The sequence below is a fragment of the Streptomyces sp. NPDC091282 genome, assembly GCF_044757385.1.
Classification (GTDB): domain Bacteria; phylum Actinomycetota; class Actinomycetes; order Streptomycetales; family Streptomycetaceae; genus Streptomyces; species Streptomyces gramineus.
Genome location: NZ_JBIVUX010000009.1, coordinates 368,858 through 385,849 on the forward strand (window position 1 = coordinate 368,858; position 16,992 = coordinate 385,849).

The following is a 16,992-nucleotide window of genomic DNA, read 5'->3' on the forward strand; positions in this document are numbered from 1 at the left end:
GAGGATGTAGCCAATGGATTTTCCGCGAGAAGAATTCGACGCGCCGCCCGCCCGGGGCCCGCGCGACCTCCTCGACGCCTCCAGCGACGCCGCGGCGGTGCTGTCGGCCGAGGGCGTCGTGCTGGGCTGGACGCGCGGTGCCGAGGCCCTGCTCGGACGTCCGGCCGCCGAGGTCGTCGGCCGTTCCGCGGTCCGGCTGCTGGCGTCGCGCGCGGACCCGGCGCGGATCGCGGGCGTCGCCGAGCGCTGCCGCTCCGGCATGGGATGGAGCGGACTCATCCCGGTACGCCACCGCGACGGCCACACCCTCGAAGTGGACCTGCGGGTCTCCGCCGCCTTCCACATCGACGAACGGGAGTGCTTCCTGCTGTCGGCCCGTGAGCGCCGGCCGCAGTGGACGATGGAGCAGTCCGTCCTCGACGGCTTCCTGACCCGCTCGCCGATCGGCATGGCCGTCATGGGCCCGGAGCTGCGGTACGTGTGGCTCAACGACACCCTGGAGCGGTTCGGCGGGGTGCCCCGGGAACAGCGCCTGGGCCGCCGGCTGAGCGAACTGCTGCCCGGCCTGCAGGCGACCACCATCGAAGGCCTGATGCGCAAGGTGCTCACCACCCGGGAGCCCATCACCGACTACGAGTACCTCGGCTGGAGCTGGGCCGATCCGCACCGCCAGCACGCCTACTCGACGTCGTTCTTCCCGCTCGTGGACGCCGACGACTCGGTGACCGGCGTCTGCTACATGGTCTCCGACGTCACCGAACGGTGGAACGCCCGCCAGCGGCTGTCGATGGTCAACGAGGCCGCGACCAGGATCGGGACCACCCTGGACGTCCTGCGCACCGCCCAGGAACTCGCCGACTTCGCCGTCCCGCGCTTCGCCGACTTCGTCATCGTCGACCTGCTGGAGCCGGTCCTGAGCACCGAGGGCCACGGCGCGTGGCTGAGCGACGCGGGCCCCGTGCCCGAGGGCCCGGTGATGCGCCGGGCCGCCCTGCGGACCGTCCGCGACGGCAGCCCCGAGGCGGTGGCGGAGATCGGCGACCCGGTGGACTTCCTGCCCCCGGCGCACGGCATGGACCTGCTCATCACCGGCGACCCGGTCCTCATCCCCGAACTGGATCCTGAGGACCCGCTGTGGCTCGCCGAGCAGCCCGAGCGGACCGCGCGGATGCGGCAGTTCGGACTGCACTCGCTCATCTCGGTGCCGATGCGGGCCCGCAAGACCGCCCTGGGCCTCACCACCTTCGCCCGCTCGGTGAACCCGGTCTCCTTCCAGCCCGACGACGTCCTGCTCGCCGAGGAACTGGTCGCGCGCGCCGCCGTGTGCGTCGACAACGCCCGCCGCTACACGCGGGAGCACACGGCGGCCGTGACCTTGCAGCGCAGCCTGCTGCCGCAGGCCCTGACCGGCGGTACGGCCCTGGAGGTGGCGTCCTCGTACCTGCCGGCGGACGCGACGGACGGCGTCGGCGGCGACTGGTTCGACGTGATCCCGCTGTCCGGCGCCCGGGTCGGCCTGGTCGTCGGCGACGTCGTCGGCCACGGCCTCGCCGCCGCCGCGAGCATGGGCCGGCTGCGCACCGCCGTGCAGACCCTCGCCGACATGGAGCTGCCTCCCGACGAACTCCTCGCCCACCTGGACGACCTGGTGCTGCGGCTCGGGGAGGAGGAGAGCGGGGGCACCGGCTCGCAGGGCAGCACGGCCACGTTCGTCGGGGCGACCTGCCTGTACGCGATCTACGATCCGGTCACCCGGCGCTGCTCCATGGCCCGGGCCGGGCACCCGCCGCCGGTCGTCGTGGCACCCGACGGGCGGGCCTGGTTCGCCGAGCTGCCCGCGGGACCGCCGCTCGGGCTCGGCGGCATGGCGTTCGAGGCCACCGAGATCGAACTCGCCGAGAACAGCCTCCTCGGCCTCTACACCGACGGCCTCATCGAAGGCGCGGACCAGGACGTCGAACGCGGCATGGCCCGGCTGCGCGGCGCGCTCGCCGATCCGGCCGCCGACCTCGCCACGCTCTGCACGGCCACCGTGGAACAACTGGTGCCGGTGCCCCAGCCCGACGACATCGCCCTGCTTCTGACCCGCACCCACGCGCTGGGCGCCGACCACGTCGCCTGGTGGGACGTGCCCGTGGACCCGGCCGCCGTCGCCGACCTCCGGGCCCTGGCCTCCCGCCAGGTGGTGGCGTGGGGGCTCGACGAGCTGGCGATGACCACCGAACTCATCGTCAGCGAACTGGTCACCAACGCCATCCGCTACGCCGAGCCGCCGATCCGGCTGAAGCTGCTCCGGGACGCCTGGCTGACCTGCGAGGTCGCCGACGCCAGCAGCACCGCCCCGCGGCTGCGGCACGCCCGCAGCATGGACGAGGGCGGCCGGGGCCTCTTCCTGGTGGCCCAGCTCGCCCACCGCTGGGGCGCCCGTTACACCGGCGACGGCAAGATCATCTGGGCCGAGCAGGAGATCCCGCCCGACCGGTCCCGGGGGCGCGGCCCGGCGCGGTGATCACTTGCCGGGCGCGTCCGCGCGGGGCGCGACGATGTCCAGGACCGCCATCATGCCCATGTCCTCGTGGTTGAGGATGTGGCAGTGCAGCACGGTCCTGCCGGTGAAGTCCGCGTAGTGCACGCGGAGCACCGCCGTGCCGCGCACCGGCACGTCGATGGTGTCGTACCAGGCGTGGTCGGGGTCGTGCGGCTTCCCGTCGACGCTCATCAGCTGGAAGTCGTTGGTGTGGATGTGGAACGAGTGGGTCTCGTCGGTGTCGTTGCGCACGGTCCACTCCTCGACGGTCCGGCCGGCGGTCCGTCAGCCGGAATGTAGGCGGGCCGCACCCGGCCGCCCGGCGTGCCACGCGCACGGCGCGACGGCAACCACCCGAGGCGGCCGGGCTTTCACGCGGATGGCGGCCGGACGGCCGTCCGGCCGCCTGACGGGTGCTCTGGACCCTGTCGGCGTCGCGCGATTGGCCGTACGCTGTCAATTCCGTAGGATTCGGCAGCAATTGGGGGAGCCGCCATGTCCGGGGACGCGTACGGTCCGTATCCGGGACCACCGCAGCAGGAACCTCCGCACGGGCCTTTCGGCGGGCCGCCGCCCGGACAGGGCTTCCCGGTGCCGGGCCCGTACGTTCCGCCGATGCCGTCGGGTCCGCCGCCCGCGCCGCCGGACGCGCTGCGCGCCGCCGCCGTGGCCCTGCTCAACCTGACCGGTCTGGGCCTCGGCTATCTGCTCGTCCGGCGGTGGCTCCCGCTCGCCGTCTGCCTGGCGGCGACCGCCGCCCTGCTGTTCGTCGCGCTGCCCGCGGACGCCGACGGCGTGCCCGGCTCGGCACTGGCCGGCTACGCGGTCCTCCTGCTGCTCGCCGCCGTCCACGGCGCCTTCGCCGGCCTGCGCACCCGGCTGGTGTGGCCGGGGCAGCGGGCCGTCGCGCTCGCGCTGGGCATCGTCCTCCTCGCCGTCCCGGCGGGCGGCGCGCTCTGGTACGACAGCGCGCGGAAGGAGGCCGTCGAACGCGCGCTGCTCGACCGGCTCGCCGCCGCCGACCGGCAGGTCGACGCGGCCGGGGAGAAGGACTTCGCCACCGCCGGGCCCGCCTACCGGGACGCCCTGGGCGTCTACCGCGACCTCGCGGTCCACCACGCGGGCTCTCGTGCCGCAGCCCGGGTCCCCGGCCGCATGCGGACGTACTACACGACCGTCGCCGCCGCCTACGCGGACCAGGACTACTGCGCGGCCGTCGAACCGCTGAAGTACCTGCGGACGGTGCCCGACTCGATGCCCAGGGACCAGCTCGGCACGCTCACCCACTGGCCCGACGACCGCCTCGCCACCTCGCTGTACGCATGCGGAGCGGACGGCCTGACCGGCACCGGCGGCGACTGGGTCCCCCGGTTCGGCTACCTGCTGGACACCTTCCCCGACTCCGCGCAGGCCGCCAAGGTCGTCCCCGCCGTCGACGCGGCCGAGAAGCGGACGGCGAAGGCCGTCGCCGGGAAGGACCCCTGCGCGGCCGTCGAGCGGCTGCGCACGCTGAGCACCCAGATCGGCCAACTGCCCGGCGGGACCGACGGCCTGGCCGCCGTCGCCGGCCGGGCCGACCGCAGCGCCGACTCCGGCGGCTACGCGTGCGGCGTCGACCAGTACCGGGACGGCGACTTCGCCAAGGCGCAGCAGACCATGACGCAGTTCGTCACCGACAACCCGCACGACAAGAACCGCGACCGGGCCCGCAAGATCGCGATCGGCGCCCAGGTGGCCCAGACCCTCCCGGCCGCCGGGAAGAAGCTGCCCACCACGGCGTCCGGCGGCTCCATCCCGGTGACCGTCAAGAACGACAGCCCCGACGAGATCACCGTCCTCTACACCGGCCCGGTCACCGGAAGCTTCACCCTCGGCCCGTGCGCAAGCTGCACGGCGTACTCGTTCACCGACTCGCTGCGCCCCGGCTGGGAGCCCTGCGGCGACAGCGGCAGGAACTACCCGCAGCACACGATCAGCCTGCCGCCCGGTACCACCTACTTCGTGCACGAGCCGAAGACCGACAGCACGGCCACGCCGGGCTCCGACACCGCCAAGCTGCGCGACGGCTACCTCTACACGGAGTGCGCGTACACGACACGGGGACTGGGGTCGACCTACTGAGGACGGGCGGGCAGCCGTCGCCGGTCGACCCGCACGACGGAGCGGCCGGCCGTCGTCGGACGGCCGGCCGCTCTCTTGAATCGTCAGCCCCGCGCCAGCAGTTCGAGGGTGTCGATCACACGGTTGGAGAAGCCCCACTCGTTGTCGTACCAGGCGACCACCTTGACGTGACGGCCGTCGACCCGGGTGAGCGCCGAGTCGAAGATCGCCGACGCCGGGTTGCCGGTGATGTCGGAGGAGACCAGCGCGTCGTCCGAGTACTCCAGGACACCCGCGAGCGGTCCCGCCGCGGCCGCACGGTAGGCCTCCAGCACGTCGTCACGCGTGACGTCACGGGCGACCGTGGTGTTCAGCTCGACGATCGAACCCACCGGCACCGGCACCCGGATCGAGTCGCCGGACAGCCGGCCGTCGAGGTTCGGCAGCACCAGGCCGATCGCCTTGGCCGCGCCGGTCGTGGTCGGCACGATGTTGACCCCGGCGGCACGGGCGCGACGCGGGTCGCGGTGCGGGCCGTCCTGGAGGTTCTGCTCCTGCGTGTAGGCGTGCACCGTGGTCATGAACCCGTGCTCGATCCCGGCGAGTTCGTCCAGGACGGCGGCGAGCGGCGCGAGCGCGTTGGTCGTGCACGACGCGTTGGAGACGATCGTGTGCAGCTCCGCGTCGTACGCGCCGGTGTTCACGCCGTACGCGAGCGTGACGTCGGCACCGTCCGAGGGCGCGCTGACGAGGACCTTGCGGGCACCGGCGTCGAGGTGGGCGCGGGCGGCCTTGGCGGAGGTGAAGCGGCCGGTCGACTCCAGCACGATGTCCACGCCGAGCGCGGCCCAGGGCAGCTGCGCCGGTTCCCGTTCGGCGAGCACCTTGATACGACGGCCGTCCACGACGAGCACGTCACCGTCCACGCTCACCGGACGCCCGAGCCGCCCCGCCGTCGAGTCGAAGGCGAGCAGCCGGGCGAGAGCGGCGGGTTCCGTCAGGTCGTTGACGGCGACGACCTCCAGGTCGGTGTTCCGCTCCAGCAGGGCACGCAGCACGTTGCGTCCGATGCGGCCGAATCCGTTGATGGCGATGCGAGTCATGAGTGGCGTCCCTTCGTCATGCCACCAGGTTCGCGGGCCGCCTCCGCGGGCGACAGCGGCCACATCGCCATGGTTCAAAAGGATCCCGCCAGGCCGTGTCGGGGCGGCCGCGCGCTACTCGCCCCTGGTGAAGGTGCGCCGGTAGTCGCTCGGTGTCGTCCCGAGGATGCGCTGGAAGTGCAGCCGCAGATTGGCCCCGGTGCCGAGGCCGACGTCGCCGGCGATCTGCTCGACGCTCCGCTCCGAGCGCTCCAGGAGTTCCCGGGCCAGGTCGATCCGGGCCCGCATCACCCACTGCATCGGGGTGTACCCGGTGTCCGCGACGAAGCGCCGCGAGAACGTCCGCGCCGAGACCCCGGCGTTGCGGGCGAGCGCGTCGAGGGTGAGCGGCTCGGCCAGCCGGTGCAGCGCCCACTCGCGGGTGGCGGCGAACCGTTCGCCGAGCGGTTCGGGCACGCTGCGCGGCACGTACTGCGCCTGGCCGCCGCTGCGGTAGGGCGCCGCGACCAGCCGCCTGGCCGCGTGGTTGGAGGCGGCCACTCCCAGGTCGCCGCGGAGGATGTGCAGGCACAGGTCGATGCCGGAGGCGGCGCCGGCCGACGTCAGCACGCTGCCCTCGTCGACGAAGAGCACGTTCTCGTCGACCCGGACCAGCGGATGCCGCTCCGCGAGGGACCGGGTGTAGTGCCAGTGGGTCGTGGCGCGCCGGCCGTCGAGCAGCCCGGTCGCGGCGAGCGCGAAGGCCCCCGTCGAGATGGCGGCCACCCGCGCACCGCGCCGGTGTGCCGCGAGCAGCGCCTCGACGACCGCGGGCGGCGGGTCGTTGCGGTCCGGGAAGCGGTAGCCGGGGACGAACACGATCTCCGCCCACTCCAGCGCGTCGAGGCCGTGCGCGACGTGGTACGACAGCCCGTCGCCGCCGGCCACCAGACCGGGCGCCGCCCCGCACACCCGCACCTCGTACGGCATGCTGGCCCGGGTCGTGAACACCTGCGCGGGGATCCCGACGTCGAGGGGTTTGGCCCCTTCCAGGACGAGGACGGCGACACGGTGCAGAGGGGTGCGAGACACGTCGGCCAGGGTACGAGCAGCCGGCCGTCACCCGCGCCGCCGCGCCCGTGGCCGGTACGGCGGCGACGGGCGCTGACGTGCGTACTCCACCCGCCCCGGGCGAGGCGTGCCTACCGGCTCATCCGGCCGCCCGCCGGTCCGTCGCCGAGGCGAAGCCCAGCCAGGTGTGACGGTTGCCGGCCCAGCACCAGCCCACCTTGGGCGCGTCGCGGCGCTCGCGGCCGTCCCGTCCGGTGCCGTTGCTCAGCCAGATCGCCGGGGTGCGGGAGTCCAGGGCGCCGTCCGCCTTGCGCAGCCGTGAACCGATCGTCATGAAGCAGTGGTTGCGCTCCAGCACCTCGGGGCGCTGCAGCAGCCAGTGGATGCCCTCGGTGAGCAGCAGCGGCGTGCGGCCCTCCGCGGTGAGCGCGGGCAGCGCCTCGTCCGGGCTCCGGTTCGCCAGCCGGTCGCCGCGGTCGAGACCGGTGAGGACGTAGAGCGGGGCGGCGGGCGGCACGGTCGTGCCGAGCGGGGCGAAGAGGTCGACGTCGGTCATGTCGGTGACCACGAACCCCGGCCGCCCGGCGTGCCGCAGCAGCGGCGCCAGCGCGGAGGCGGGAGCGCGCTGCGGGTCCACGGCGAGCAGGGCGCCCTCCCCGGCCGGGGCCGCGGCCACGGCACGCACCTCGGCGGGGGAGAGGCCCGCGATCTCGTGCACCCCCGACGCGATGAGCCGTTCGGCCTGGGTGCCGAGGGGCGGGAGCGCGGGCAGGACGGCGGAGGCGGCGGACACGGATTCGGGCACGATGCTCCCAGGGCCGGGGACGGGATTCGGTGTCGGCCCAACGACGGGACGAACCCGAATGTTCCCGCCCGTCAGCCCAGTTGCCGCACAAAGGTCAGACCGGGATGCCCCGACAGCCGGGTCTCGCCGGTGACGGTGAAGCCGGCCCGGGCCAGCACCGTGCGGGACGCCTCGTTGTCGAGACGGGCCGCGGCCCGCAGGAAGGTCAGGCCGTACGCGTCGGCGGCCAGGCCGCAGACCTCCCGCGCGGCCCAGGTCGCCAGCCCGCGGCCCGCGGCCCGCTCGGCGATCCGGTAGCCGAGGTCGGCGCCGCCGTCCGCCAGGTCCACCAGGTTGATCCGCCCCAGCAGTTCGCCCGACGCGCCGACCACCACGTGGAAGCGGCAGCTCCCGGCCCGCTGTTCGGCGAGCAGCGCGCGGTGCCGCTCCTCGAACCGGGCGAAGTAGTCGTCACCGCGGTCGGGGACGGACGCCGCGAAGTAGGCGCGGTTGTCCAGCTCGAAGGCGAGGAGCGCCGGGGCGTGGTCGGAGCGGAGCGGCTGCAGCTCGGGCATGGGGAGGACGGTAGGCACCGGGGCCGCCCGTCCGCCAGCGCATTACGCCTCGCGCAGGTCCTTGACCCGGCGGAGTTTGCCGAGCGAGCGCTCCAGGGTCTCCGGATCGACGACGGCCACCTCCACCGTGACCCCGACGCCGTCCTTGACGCCCTGGGCGATCGTCCGCGCGGCGGCCTCGCGGTCGGCGGGACTCGCGTCGGGCCTGGCCTCCACGCGCACGGTCATGTGGTCCATGCGGCCGCGCCGGCTCAGCTGGATCTGGAAGTGCGGGGCCACGCCGGGCGTGCGCAGCACGATCTCCTCCACCTGGCTGGGGAAGACGTTGACCCCGCGCAGGATGATCATGTCGTCGCAGCGGCCGGTGATCTTCTCGATCCGGCGCATTCCGGGACGCGCGGTGCCGGGCAGCAGCCGGGTCAGGTCGCGGGTGCGGTACCGGATGATCGGCAGAGCCTCCTTGGTGAGCGAGGTGAGGACCAGTTCGCCGGCGTCTCCCTCGGGCAGCACCTCGTCGGTCAGCGGGTCCACGATCTCGGGGAGGAAGTGGTCCTCCCAGACGTGCAGGCCGTCCTTGGTGTCCACGCACTCCTGCGCGACCCCAGGGCCGATGACCTCGGACAGCCCGTAGATGTCGACCGCGTGGATGTCCAGACGCTCCTCGATCTCCCGGCGCATCTCCTCCGTCCACGGCTCGGCGCCGAAGATGCCGACCTCCAGGGAGGTGGAGCGCGGGTCGATGCCCTGGCGCTCGAACTCGTCGAGCAGGGTGAGCATGTAGGACGGCGTGACCATGATGATCTCGGGACGGAAGTCCTGGATGATCTGGACCTGGCGGGCGGTCATGCCGCCGGAGGCCGGGATCACCGTGCAGCCGGCGCGCTCCGCGCCGTAGTGGGCCCCCAGTCCGCCGGTGAACAGGCCGTAGCCGTAGGAGATGTGCACCTTGTGTCCGGGCCGGCCGCCGGCGGCCCGGATGGAGCGGGCGACGACGTCCGCCCACATGGACAGGTCGTTCTCGGTGTAGCCGACCACGGTCGGGCGGCCGGTGGTCCCGCTGGAGGCGTGCACCCGCCGCACCTCGGACATCGGGACGGCGAACATCCCGAAGGGGTAGGTGTCCCGCAGGTCCGCCTTGGTGGTGAACGGGAAGCGGGCGAGGTCCGCGAGGGTGCGGCAGTCCTCGGGCCCGACGCCCGCCGCGTCGAACTTCCTGCGGTACAGCTCCACGTTGTCGTACGCGTGCCGCAGCGTCGCGCGCAGCCGGGTGAGCTGAAGCGCCGTCAGCTCCGCGCGGGACATCCGCTCGGCGTCGTCCAGGAGCGCCTCGGGCAGCGGCTCCCCCCGGCGGACGGCCCTCGGCTCGGACGCGATCACTTCGCTGCTCATCACGGCTCCTCGGTCCGTGCGCGGAGGGTACGGCTGCGGCCGCGGAACTCCGCGATCACATCGTCCCCGCGCACCACGCTCACGTCGTACACACCGCTGCGGCCGAACCGGATGCGCTCCCGTGCCGTGGCCACCAGGACGTCGCCCTCGTAGGCGGGCGCGACGAACTCGACGTCGGCGCCGGCGGCGACCGTCACGGGGCCGTGACTGTTGCAGGCACAGGCGAACGCGGTGTCGGCGAGGAGGAAGAGATAGCCGCCGTGGGCGATCCGGTGCCCGTTGACCTGGGAGGCCGTCACGGTCATCCGCAGGACGGCCGTTCCCTCGCCGTGTTCGAGAAGCTCGATGCCGAGTCCTCGCGACGCCTCGTCCGCGGCGAACATCGTCTCGACGGGGCCAGGCGTCGTATCCGGTACCCGGGTCGTCATTTCCACCACCTTGTGGACCGACCGAACATTCGGTTAGCGTGCGGTGTGGTCAAGTAATCCAGCAAGCCCTCCGCATGTCAAGAGGTGCTCCGCATGCCGGACCGGCCCCCTCCGGGCCCCGGCCGGCGCCGTCGCGACGCCCCGTCCCCACCAGAGCCGAGGAGGCCGCCCGATGCCGGACGTCTACCTGATCGACGGGGCCCGCACCCCGCAGGGCCGCTACGGCGGCGCCCTGGCCACCGTACGCCCCGACGACCTCGCGGCCCTCGTCGTCAAAGAGGCCGTCCGGCGCGCGGGAGTACCCGGCGAGGCCGTCGACGAGGTCGTCCTCGGGGCCGCCAACCAGGCGGGCGAGGACAACAGGGACGTGGCCCGGATGGCGGTGCTGCTCGCCGGTCTGCCGCACACCGTGCCCGGCTACACCGTCAACCGCCTGTGCGCCTCGGGCCTGACGGCCGTGGCCTCGGCGGCCCAGGCGATCCGCGCCGGGGAGGCCGGCCTGATGGTCGCCGGGGGAGTGGAGTCCATGACCCGGGCGCCCTGGGTGACGGAGAAGCCCGGCACCCCGTGGGCCAAGCCGGGTCAGGTGTACGACACCGCGCTGGGCTGGCGGTTCACCAACCCGCGCTTCACCGCCGCCGACCGTGCCGTCCCCGCGGGCGCCGGGCCGGAGGCGGTCAAGGTGACCCTGTCCATGGGTGAGACCGCGGAGGAGGTGGCGGCCCTGGACGGCATCACGCGCGCGGAGTCGGACGCCTTCGCGCTGCGCAGCCACCGCCGGGCCGTGGCCGCCCAGGATGCCGGCCGCTTCGACCGCGAGATCGTCCCCGTGCCCGTCCGCGACGGCGAGGTGACCCGGGACGAGGGCCCGCGCCCGGGCACCACCCTGGAGAAGCTCGGCTCCCTGCGCACCGTCTTCCGCGACGGCGGAGTCGTCACCGCGGGCTCCTCCTCCCCGCTGTCCGACGGCGCGGCGGCCCTCGTGGTCGCGGGCGCCGAGGCGGTGGAGCGGCACGGCCTCACCCCCAGGGCCCGGATCGTCGCCTCGGCCTCCGCCGGGGTGCAGCCCCACCTCATGGGCCTGGGCCCGGTCCCGGCCACCGAGAAGGCGCTGGCCCTGGCCGGCTGGCAGACCGGCGACCTGGACGCCGTGGAGCTCAACGAGGCCTTCGCCGTGCAGGCCCTGGCGGTCACCCGCCGCCTCAAGCTCGACGAGGACAAGGTCAACGCGGACGGCGGCGCCATCGCCCTCGGGCATCCGCTCGGCTGCTCCGGCGCCCGCATCCTGCTCACCCTCCTCGGCCGCCTCGAACGCGAGGGCGGCCGGCGCGGCCTCGCCACGCTCTGCGTGGGTGTGGGCCAGGGGGTCGCGATGCTGGTGGAGCGGGTGTGACCGGCCCCTCGGATCCCTCACGACCGGAGCCGCGCACGACGTCCGCACCCGCGGCCGTGGCGGTCGTCGGCGGCGGCCGGATGGGCGCCGGGATCGCCCAGTCCTTCGCCACCGCAGGCTCCTCGGTGACCGTCGTGGAGAGCGGCGCGCAGGCCGCCGCCGCGGCGCTGGAGCGGATCGCCGGCAGCCTGCGGCGGGCCGGGGAGCGCGGCCACCTGGACGAGCCGGCGGAACTGGTGGCCGCCCGCGTGAGCGTCGTGCCCGCGGTGGACGCCCTGCCACCCGGGACCGAGCTGGTCGTGGAGGCCGTCCCCGAGGACGCGGCGCTCAAGGCCCGGCTGCTGCGGGCCGCGGAGGACGCCGTGGGCGACACCGCCGTGCTGGCCACCAACACCAGCTCGCTGTCGGTCACCGACCTCGCGGCCGTCCTCAGTCGCCCGGACCGGTTCCTCGGGATGCACTTCTTCAACCCGGTGCCCGCCTCCGCGCTCGTCGAGATCGTCGTCGCGCCCGGTACCGCCGAGCACACCGTCCGGTCCGCGCTGGAGTGGACCAGGGCGCTGGGCAAGCAGGACGTCGTGGTGAAGGACTCGCCCGGCTTCGCCAGCAGCCGCCTCGGCCTGGCCCTGGGCCTGGAGGCGATCCGCATGGTCGAGGAGGGCGTCGCCGCCCCCGAGGCCATCGACGACGCGATGCGGCTCGGCTACAAGCACCCGATGGGCCCGCTGCGGCTGACCGACCTGGTCGGGCTGGACGTCCGCCTCGCCATCGCCGAGCACCTGCACGCCACGCTCGGCGAGCGTTTCGCACCGCCCCGGCTGCTGCGCGAGAAGGTGGCCCGCGGCGAACTGGGACAGAAGACGGGCCGCGGCTTCTACACCTGGTGACCGCCGGACGGCGCGGCGGCCCGGTGTCGACGGCCCTCGTCCGCCGGGCACCGATCCGGTGCGGCCCTTGCCAGATCGGGGAGCACATACCTTATGATGAACCGAACGAATGGTCGGTAGGGAGTGGGTGGAGATGACCGAAGCGGCCGGAAGGGACGCCGAGCACGACCTGGAGTCCCTCTTCGAGACGACGATCTCGCGCGACCAGCGCATCGAACCGCGTGACTGGATGCCGGAGGGCTACCGCAGGACGCTGGTGCGGCAGATCGCCCAGCACGCGCACTCGGAGATCATCGGCATGCAGCCGGAAGGCGAGTGGATCACGAAGGCGCCCTCGCTGCGCCGCAAGGCGATCCTCTTCGCCAAGGTCCAGGACGAGGCGGGCCACGGCCTCTACCTCTACTCGGCCGCCGAGACCCTCGGAGTCGACCGGGCGGACCTCACCCAGCGCCTCCTCGAAGGCCGCCAGAAGTACTCGTCGATCTTCAACTACCCCACGCCCAGCTTCGCGGACGTCGGAGTCATCGGCTGGTTCGTCGACGGCGCCGCCATCTGCAACCAGGTCCCGCTGTGCCGCAGCTCGTACGGGCCCTACGCCCGCGCGATGGTGCGGATCTGCAAGGAGGAGTCCTTCCACCAGCGACAGGGCTACGAACTGCTGATGACGATGATGCGCGGCACCGACGCCCAGCGGGAGATGGTGCAGGACGCCGTGGACCGCTGGTGGTGGCCGTCCCTGATGATGTTCGGCCCGCCCGACGACGACTCGCCCAACTCGGCGCAGTCGATGGCCTGGAAGATCAAGCGGCACAGCAACGACGAACTGCGCCAGCGTTTCGTCGACATGACCGTGCCCCAGGCGGCCCGGCTCGGCGTCACCCTGCCCGACCCCGGCCTGCGCTGGAACGAGGAGCGCGGCCGCCACGACTTCGGCACCCCCGACTACGCCGAACTCAAGGACGTCATCAGCGGCAACGGCCCCTGCAACGCGGAGCGGATGCGGCGCAGGCGCGACGCCCACGAGGAGGGCTCCTGGGTGCGCGCGGCCGCCGCCGCGCACGCCGCCAAGCAGACCGCCCGGGCACGTAAGGAGACCGTCGCATGAGCGACTCGGAGCACTGGCCCCTGTACGAGGTGTTCGTCCGCGGCAAGCGCGGCCTCAACCACGTCCACGTCGGATCGCTGCACGCGGCGGACGACGAGATGGCCCTCACCCACGCCCGCGACCTGTACACCCGGCGCAACGAGGGCGTCAGCATCTGGGCCGTCCGCTCGGACCACATCGCCGCCTCCACCCGCGACGAGAAGGACCCCTTCTTCGCCCCGAGCGCCGACAAGGTCTACCGCCACCCGACCTTCTACGACATCCCCGACGATGTCCCGCACATCTAGGAGCCGGTGATGAGCGACGACCACGTCTACCTTTCGCTGGCCGAGGGCCACGACGACGGCGACGCCCGCTGGGCCTTCGGCACCGGCTTCGAGGACCCGCTGCACGGCGTCGACACCGCCGTCCCCGAGGGCGTCGACGCGGCCCGGCTCGCCGCCGAGTGCCTGGCGCTCGGCGACGACGCCCTGGTGCAGGCCCAGCGGCTCGCCGAATGGGTCACCCGGGCGCCCGAGCTGGAGGAGGAGGTGGCGCTCGCCAACATCGGGCTCGACCTGCTGGGCCAGGCACGGCTGCTGTACGCGCGCTGCGGCCAGACGGACGGCACCGGCCGCACGGAGGACGCCTACGCCTACTTCCGCGACCCCGGCGACTTCCGCAACGTACGCCTGGCCGAACTCCCCAACGGCGACTTCGCCTTCTCCGTCCTGCGGCTGCTGGTCCTCGCCTGCTGGCGCCTCGCGCACTTCACCGCGCTGGCCGCCGCACCCGACCCGGTGCTCGCGGCGATCGCCGCCAAGGGCGTCAAGGAGCTGACCTACCACCGGCAGTACGCCGCCGAATGGGTCGTACGCCTCGGTGACGGCACCGAGGAGTCGCACGCCCGGATGCTGGCCGCCCTGGAGTCGCAGGCGCCCTACTGGGAAGAGCTGTTCGCCGCCGAGGACGTGCGCGACGCGGTCCTCGGCGACCTCCGCCAGGTCCTCGACGCCGCCGGACTCCCGCTGCCGTCCGCCGCACCGCTGCCCGGCCACGGCCGGCACGGCGGACACACCGAACACCTCGCCCCGCTCCTGGCCGAGCTGCAGAGCGTGGCCCGCGCCCACCCGGAGGCGACATGGTGACCGTCCTGCCCGACGTGCACCGGGCCCGGCACCTCGCCGAACAGGTCCCCGACCCGGAACTGCCCATGCTCACCCTGGCCGACCTCGGGGTGCTGCGGACCGTGACGGCCGAGGCCGACGGCACGGTGGTCGCCGCCCTGACGCCCACCTACTCCGGCTGCCCCGCCATGGCCGAGATGCGCGCCGACGTCGCCGCAAGGCTGCGCGCCGGAGGCTTCGACCGGGTCGAGATCCGCACCGTCCTCGACCCGCCGTGGACCAGCGACTGGATCACCCCCGAGGGGCGCCGCAAGCTCGCCGAACACGGCATCGCGCCGCCCGCGGCCGCACCACGGCACCCCGCGGGACCCGTCCCGCTCGACCTGTCCCCGACCCGGCGCACGGTCACCTGCCCGCGCTGCGGATCGGCCGACACCGAGGAGACCTCCCGCTTCGCGGCCACCTCCTGCAAGGCGCTGTGGCGGTGCCTGGCCTGCCGCGAGCCGTTCGAGTACGTCAAGGAGATCTGATGGCAGAGCTGATGGCACCGACCGCCGGCGCCCCCGCGACGACAGCCCGCCGGCGCCGCCCAGCCTTCCGTCCCCTGCGCGTCGCCGCCGTCCAGCGCCTGTGCGAGGACGCCGTGGCCGTCACCTTCGACATCCCCGCCGACCTCGCCGAGGAGTTCGCGTTCGGTCCGGGCCAGTCCCTGACCCTGCGCCGTGAGATCGACGGACGCGACGAGCGGCGCTCCTACTCGATCTGCTCGCCGGCCGGCGCCGCGCCCCGCATCGGCGTCCGGGAGGTGCCCGGCGGCCTCTTCTCCGCGTGGCTGGTCCACGAGGTACGGCCCGGCGACACCGTCCAGGTGATGGCACCCACCGGAGCCTTCACGCCCGACCTCACCGTGCCCGGCCACCACGTGCTGATCGCCGCGGGCTCCGGCATCACCCCCATGATGTCCATCGCCGAGTCCGTCCTGGCCGCCGACGAGCGCTCCCGGGTGACCCTCTTCTACGGCAACCGGCGCACCGACACCGTGATGTTCGCCGACGAACTGGCCGACCTCAAGGACGAGTACCGCACCCGCTTCCACCTCGCCCACGTGCTCTCCCGCGAGCCCCGCGAGGCCGAACTCCTCTCCGGCCGCCTCGACGGCGACCGGCTCGCCGCCCTCGTCGCGGGCCTGATCGACGTCCCCGCCGCCGATCACTGGTGGCTGTGCGGCCCGCACGGCATGGTGCTCGACGCCCGCCAGGTCCTGGCCGGGCTCGGCGTTCCCGGCGCGCGGATCCACCAGGAGCTGTTCTTCGCCGACGAGCCGGTCGAACCCGTCCGCCACGAGGAGGCGCCCGCGACCGGACCGGCCAGCGAGGTCACCGTCACCCTCGACGGCCGCTCCACCACCGCCCGCCTGCCGCGCGGCACCGCGCTCCTGGACGCCGCGGCCCGCATCCGCCCGGACCTTCCCTTCGCGTGCAAGGGCGGCGTCTGCGGCACCTGCCGGGCCCGGATCACCGACGGCGAGGCCGACATGCGCCGCAACTACGCCCTGGAACCGGCCGAGGTGGAGGCCGGTTACGTGCTCACCTGCCAGACCTATCCGGTCTCCGACAAGCTGACCGTCGACTACGACAGCTGAGCCCGCGGCCCGCGGCCACCGGCACGGAAATCCGTCGCGCCCGCCGCCGGCGGCCCGTTAGTCTCCGCCGGAGCGTGGCAGGCAGGGGACCGCGGAGGGAGCGACGCATGGGGACCGGCCGTTCGGCACTGCTGCTCGACCAGTTCGACCGGGCCGGGGAACTGGCCCAGGTGCGGCTGACCGGGCTCGGCGACGACGAGTACCTGTGGGAGCCGGTGCCCGGCTGCTGGTCCGTGCGGCGCCGGGCGGAGGCGACGACACCCGGGGCGTACGGCCCCGGCGACTGGGTCCTCGACAAGGGCGCGCCGGACATCCCGGCCGGCGAGTACGCGGAGGTCGCGCGCCAGGCCGCCGCGGGCATGTCCGTCGCCAAGATCGCCGAGGACTGGGGCGTCGGTACCGGCAGGGTCGAGGAGATCCTCGCGCGCACCGGACCCCCGGAGCCGGACCGGGCGCCGGTCACCACCATCGCCTGGCGGCTCGGGCACCTGCACTCCTGCCTGGCCGGCCGTTGGGAGTGGACCTTCGGCGACCGGCGGTGCCCGCCGCGGCTGCTCGTCGACTTCACCCCGCACGCCGCCACGGCGCTGGAGCGGTTCTGGGCGACGGCGGACCGCTGGCGCACCGGCCTCGCCGCCGTCACCGACGCACAGCTCGACACCGTCGGCCTCTCGCAGTACCCGTCCGGCTCCGACCCCGACGACCCGTTCGTCGACGTGGTCTGGGAGACCAACGTCGAACTCGTCCACCACATGGCCGAGATCGCCCTCCTGCGTGACCTGTGGCGGGCCCGGTTCGGCGACGGAGCCTAGGGCGTGTTGCGAAAGTCCCGTCTGCCGCGCGACGCCATGCACGCACTCTCGCCGCACCGGGCGAAAGCCCAAGTACATCCAGTACGAGGAC

The 16,992-nt window shown here is 73.7% G+C and carries 17 protein-coding genes; 10 read left to right on the forward strand and 7 right to left on the reverse strand.

Annotated elements, in window-relative coordinates; genetic code table 11:
* Positions 1–13: 13 nt before the first annotated feature.
* The gene (locus ACIQOE_RS35105; protein WP_401415826.1) at positions 14–2,509 is read left to right on the forward strand and encodes a SpoIIE family protein phosphatase; all 2,496 of its coding nucleotides are present in this window, start codon (positions 14–16) and stop codon (positions 2,507–2,509) included.
* Here ACIQOE_RS35105 and ACIQOE_RS35110 read toward each other — a convergent pair whose 3' ends face one another.
* A complete protein-coding gene (locus tag ACIQOE_RS35110) occupies positions 2,510–2,779 on the reverse strand; it encodes a multicopper oxidase domain-containing protein (protein ID WP_401415829.1) in 270 nt (89 codons plus the stop codon).
* A 363-nt stretch (positions 2,780–3,142) separates the two neighbouring features.
* On the opposite strand from ACIQOE_RS35110, the gene ACIQOE_RS35115 reads away from it, so the two are divergent.
* A complete protein-coding gene (locus ACIQOE_RS35115; protein WP_401415831.1) occupies positions 3,143–4,648 on the forward strand; it encodes a hypothetical protein in 1,506 nt (501 codons plus the stop codon).
* 83 nt (positions 4,649–4,731) lie between these two features.
* On the opposite strand, the gene gap is transcribed toward ACIQOE_RS35115, so the two are convergent.
* The 6 genes from gap to paaI form a co-directional block, all read right to left on the reverse strand.
* Positions 4,732–5,730 carry a type I glyceraldehyde-3-phosphate dehydrogenase gene (gene gap / locus ACIQOE_RS35120; RefSeq protein WP_351323658.1) on the reverse strand — a complete coding sequence of 333 codons (999 nt, stop codon included), beginning with the start codon at positions 5,728–5,730 and terminating at the stop codon, positions 4,732–4,734.
* Between the two features lie 114 nt (positions 5,731–5,844).
* A complete protein-coding gene (locus ACIQOE_RS35125; RefSeq protein WP_351323657.1) occupies positions 5,845–6,801 on the reverse strand; it encodes a helix-turn-helix domain-containing protein in 957 nt (318 codons plus the stop codon).
* Between the two features lie 118 nt (positions 6,802–6,919).
* Complete coding sequence (locus tag ACIQOE_RS35130; RefSeq protein ID WP_401415836.1) at positions 6,920–7,585, reverse strand: DUF5701 family protein; 666 nt, start codon at positions 7,583–7,585, stop codon at positions 6,920–6,922.
* A gap of 71 nt (positions 7,586–7,656) precedes the next feature.
* A complete protein-coding gene (locus ACIQOE_RS35135; RefSeq protein WP_365558395.1) occupies positions 7,657–8,139 on the reverse strand; it encodes a GNAT family N-acetyltransferase in 483 nt (160 codons plus the stop codon).
* Positions 8,140–8,181: 42 nt separating this feature from the next.
* Positions 8,182–9,528 carry a phenylacetate--CoA ligase PaaK gene (paaK, locus tag ACIQOE_RS35140; protein WP_401415839.1) on the reverse strand — a complete coding sequence of 449 codons (1,347 nt, stop codon included), beginning with the start codon at positions 9,526–9,528 and terminating at the stop codon, positions 8,182–8,184.
* The gene (paaI, locus tag ACIQOE_RS35145; RefSeq protein ID WP_351323653.1) at positions 9,528–9,956 is read right to left on the reverse strand and encodes a hydroxyphenylacetyl-CoA thioesterase PaaI; all 429 of its coding nucleotides are present in this window, start codon (positions 9,954–9,956) and stop codon (positions 9,528–9,530) included. The genes paaK and paaI overlap by 1 nt, the downstream gene beginning before the upstream one ends.
* Positions 9,957–10,128: 172 nt before the next feature.
* Between paaI and ACIQOE_RS35150 the strand changes: the two genes are divergently transcribed.
* From ACIQOE_RS35150 to ACIQOE_RS35185, 8 genes are all read left to right on the forward strand, one after another.
* On the forward strand, positions 10,129–11,349 hold the full coding sequence (locus ACIQOE_RS35150; protein ID WP_401415841.1) for a thiolase family protein: 1,221 nt from the start codon (positions 10,129–10,131) through the stop codon (positions 11,347–11,349).
* Complete coding sequence (locus ACIQOE_RS35155) at positions 11,346–12,236, forward strand: 3-hydroxyacyl-CoA dehydrogenase family protein (protein WP_401415843.1); 891 nt, start codon at positions 11,346–11,348, stop codon at positions 12,234–12,236. The genes ACIQOE_RS35150 and ACIQOE_RS35155 overlap by 4 nt, the downstream gene beginning before the upstream one ends.
* Positions 12,237–12,369: 133 nt before the next feature.
* Positions 12,370–13,341 (forward strand): 1,2-phenylacetyl-CoA epoxidase subunit PaaA, encoded by a 972-nt coding sequence (gene paaA, locus ACIQOE_RS35160; RefSeq protein WP_351323650.1) that lies wholly within the window; start codon positions 12,370–12,372, stop codon positions 13,339–13,341.
* Complete coding sequence (paaB, locus tag ACIQOE_RS35165) at positions 13,338–13,628, forward strand: 1,2-phenylacetyl-CoA epoxidase subunit PaaB (protein ID WP_351323649.1); 291 nt, start codon at positions 13,338–13,340, stop codon at positions 13,626–13,628. The genes paaA and paaB overlap by 4 nt, the downstream gene beginning before the upstream one ends.
* A gap of 9 nt (positions 13,629–13,637) precedes the next feature.
* A complete protein-coding gene (gene paaC, locus ACIQOE_RS35170) occupies positions 13,638–14,468 on the forward strand; it encodes a 1,2-phenylacetyl-CoA epoxidase subunit PaaC (protein WP_351323648.1) in 831 nt (276 codons plus the stop codon).
* Positions 14,462–14,977: a 1,2-phenylacetyl-CoA epoxidase subunit PaaD gene (paaD, locus tag ACIQOE_RS35175; RefSeq protein ID WP_363019218.1), complete on the forward strand. Its 516-nt coding sequence runs from the start codon at positions 14,462–14,464 to the stop codon at positions 14,975–14,977. Before paaC ends, paaD begins: the two co-directional genes overlap by 7 nt.
* Positions 14,978–14,988: 11 nt before the next feature.
* Positions 14,989–16,089 (forward strand): 1,2-phenylacetyl-CoA epoxidase subunit PaaE, encoded by a 1,101-nt coding sequence (gene paaE / locus ACIQOE_RS35180; protein WP_365558806.1) that lies wholly within the window; start codon positions 14,989–14,991, stop codon positions 16,087–16,089.
* 107 nt (positions 16,090–16,196) lie between these two features.
* Positions 16,197–16,901, forward strand: a complete 705-nt coding sequence (locus ACIQOE_RS35185) for a DinB family protein (protein WP_401415847.1) — start codon at positions 16,197–16,199, stop codon at positions 16,899–16,901.
* Positions 16,902–16,992 lie beyond the last annotated feature (91 nt).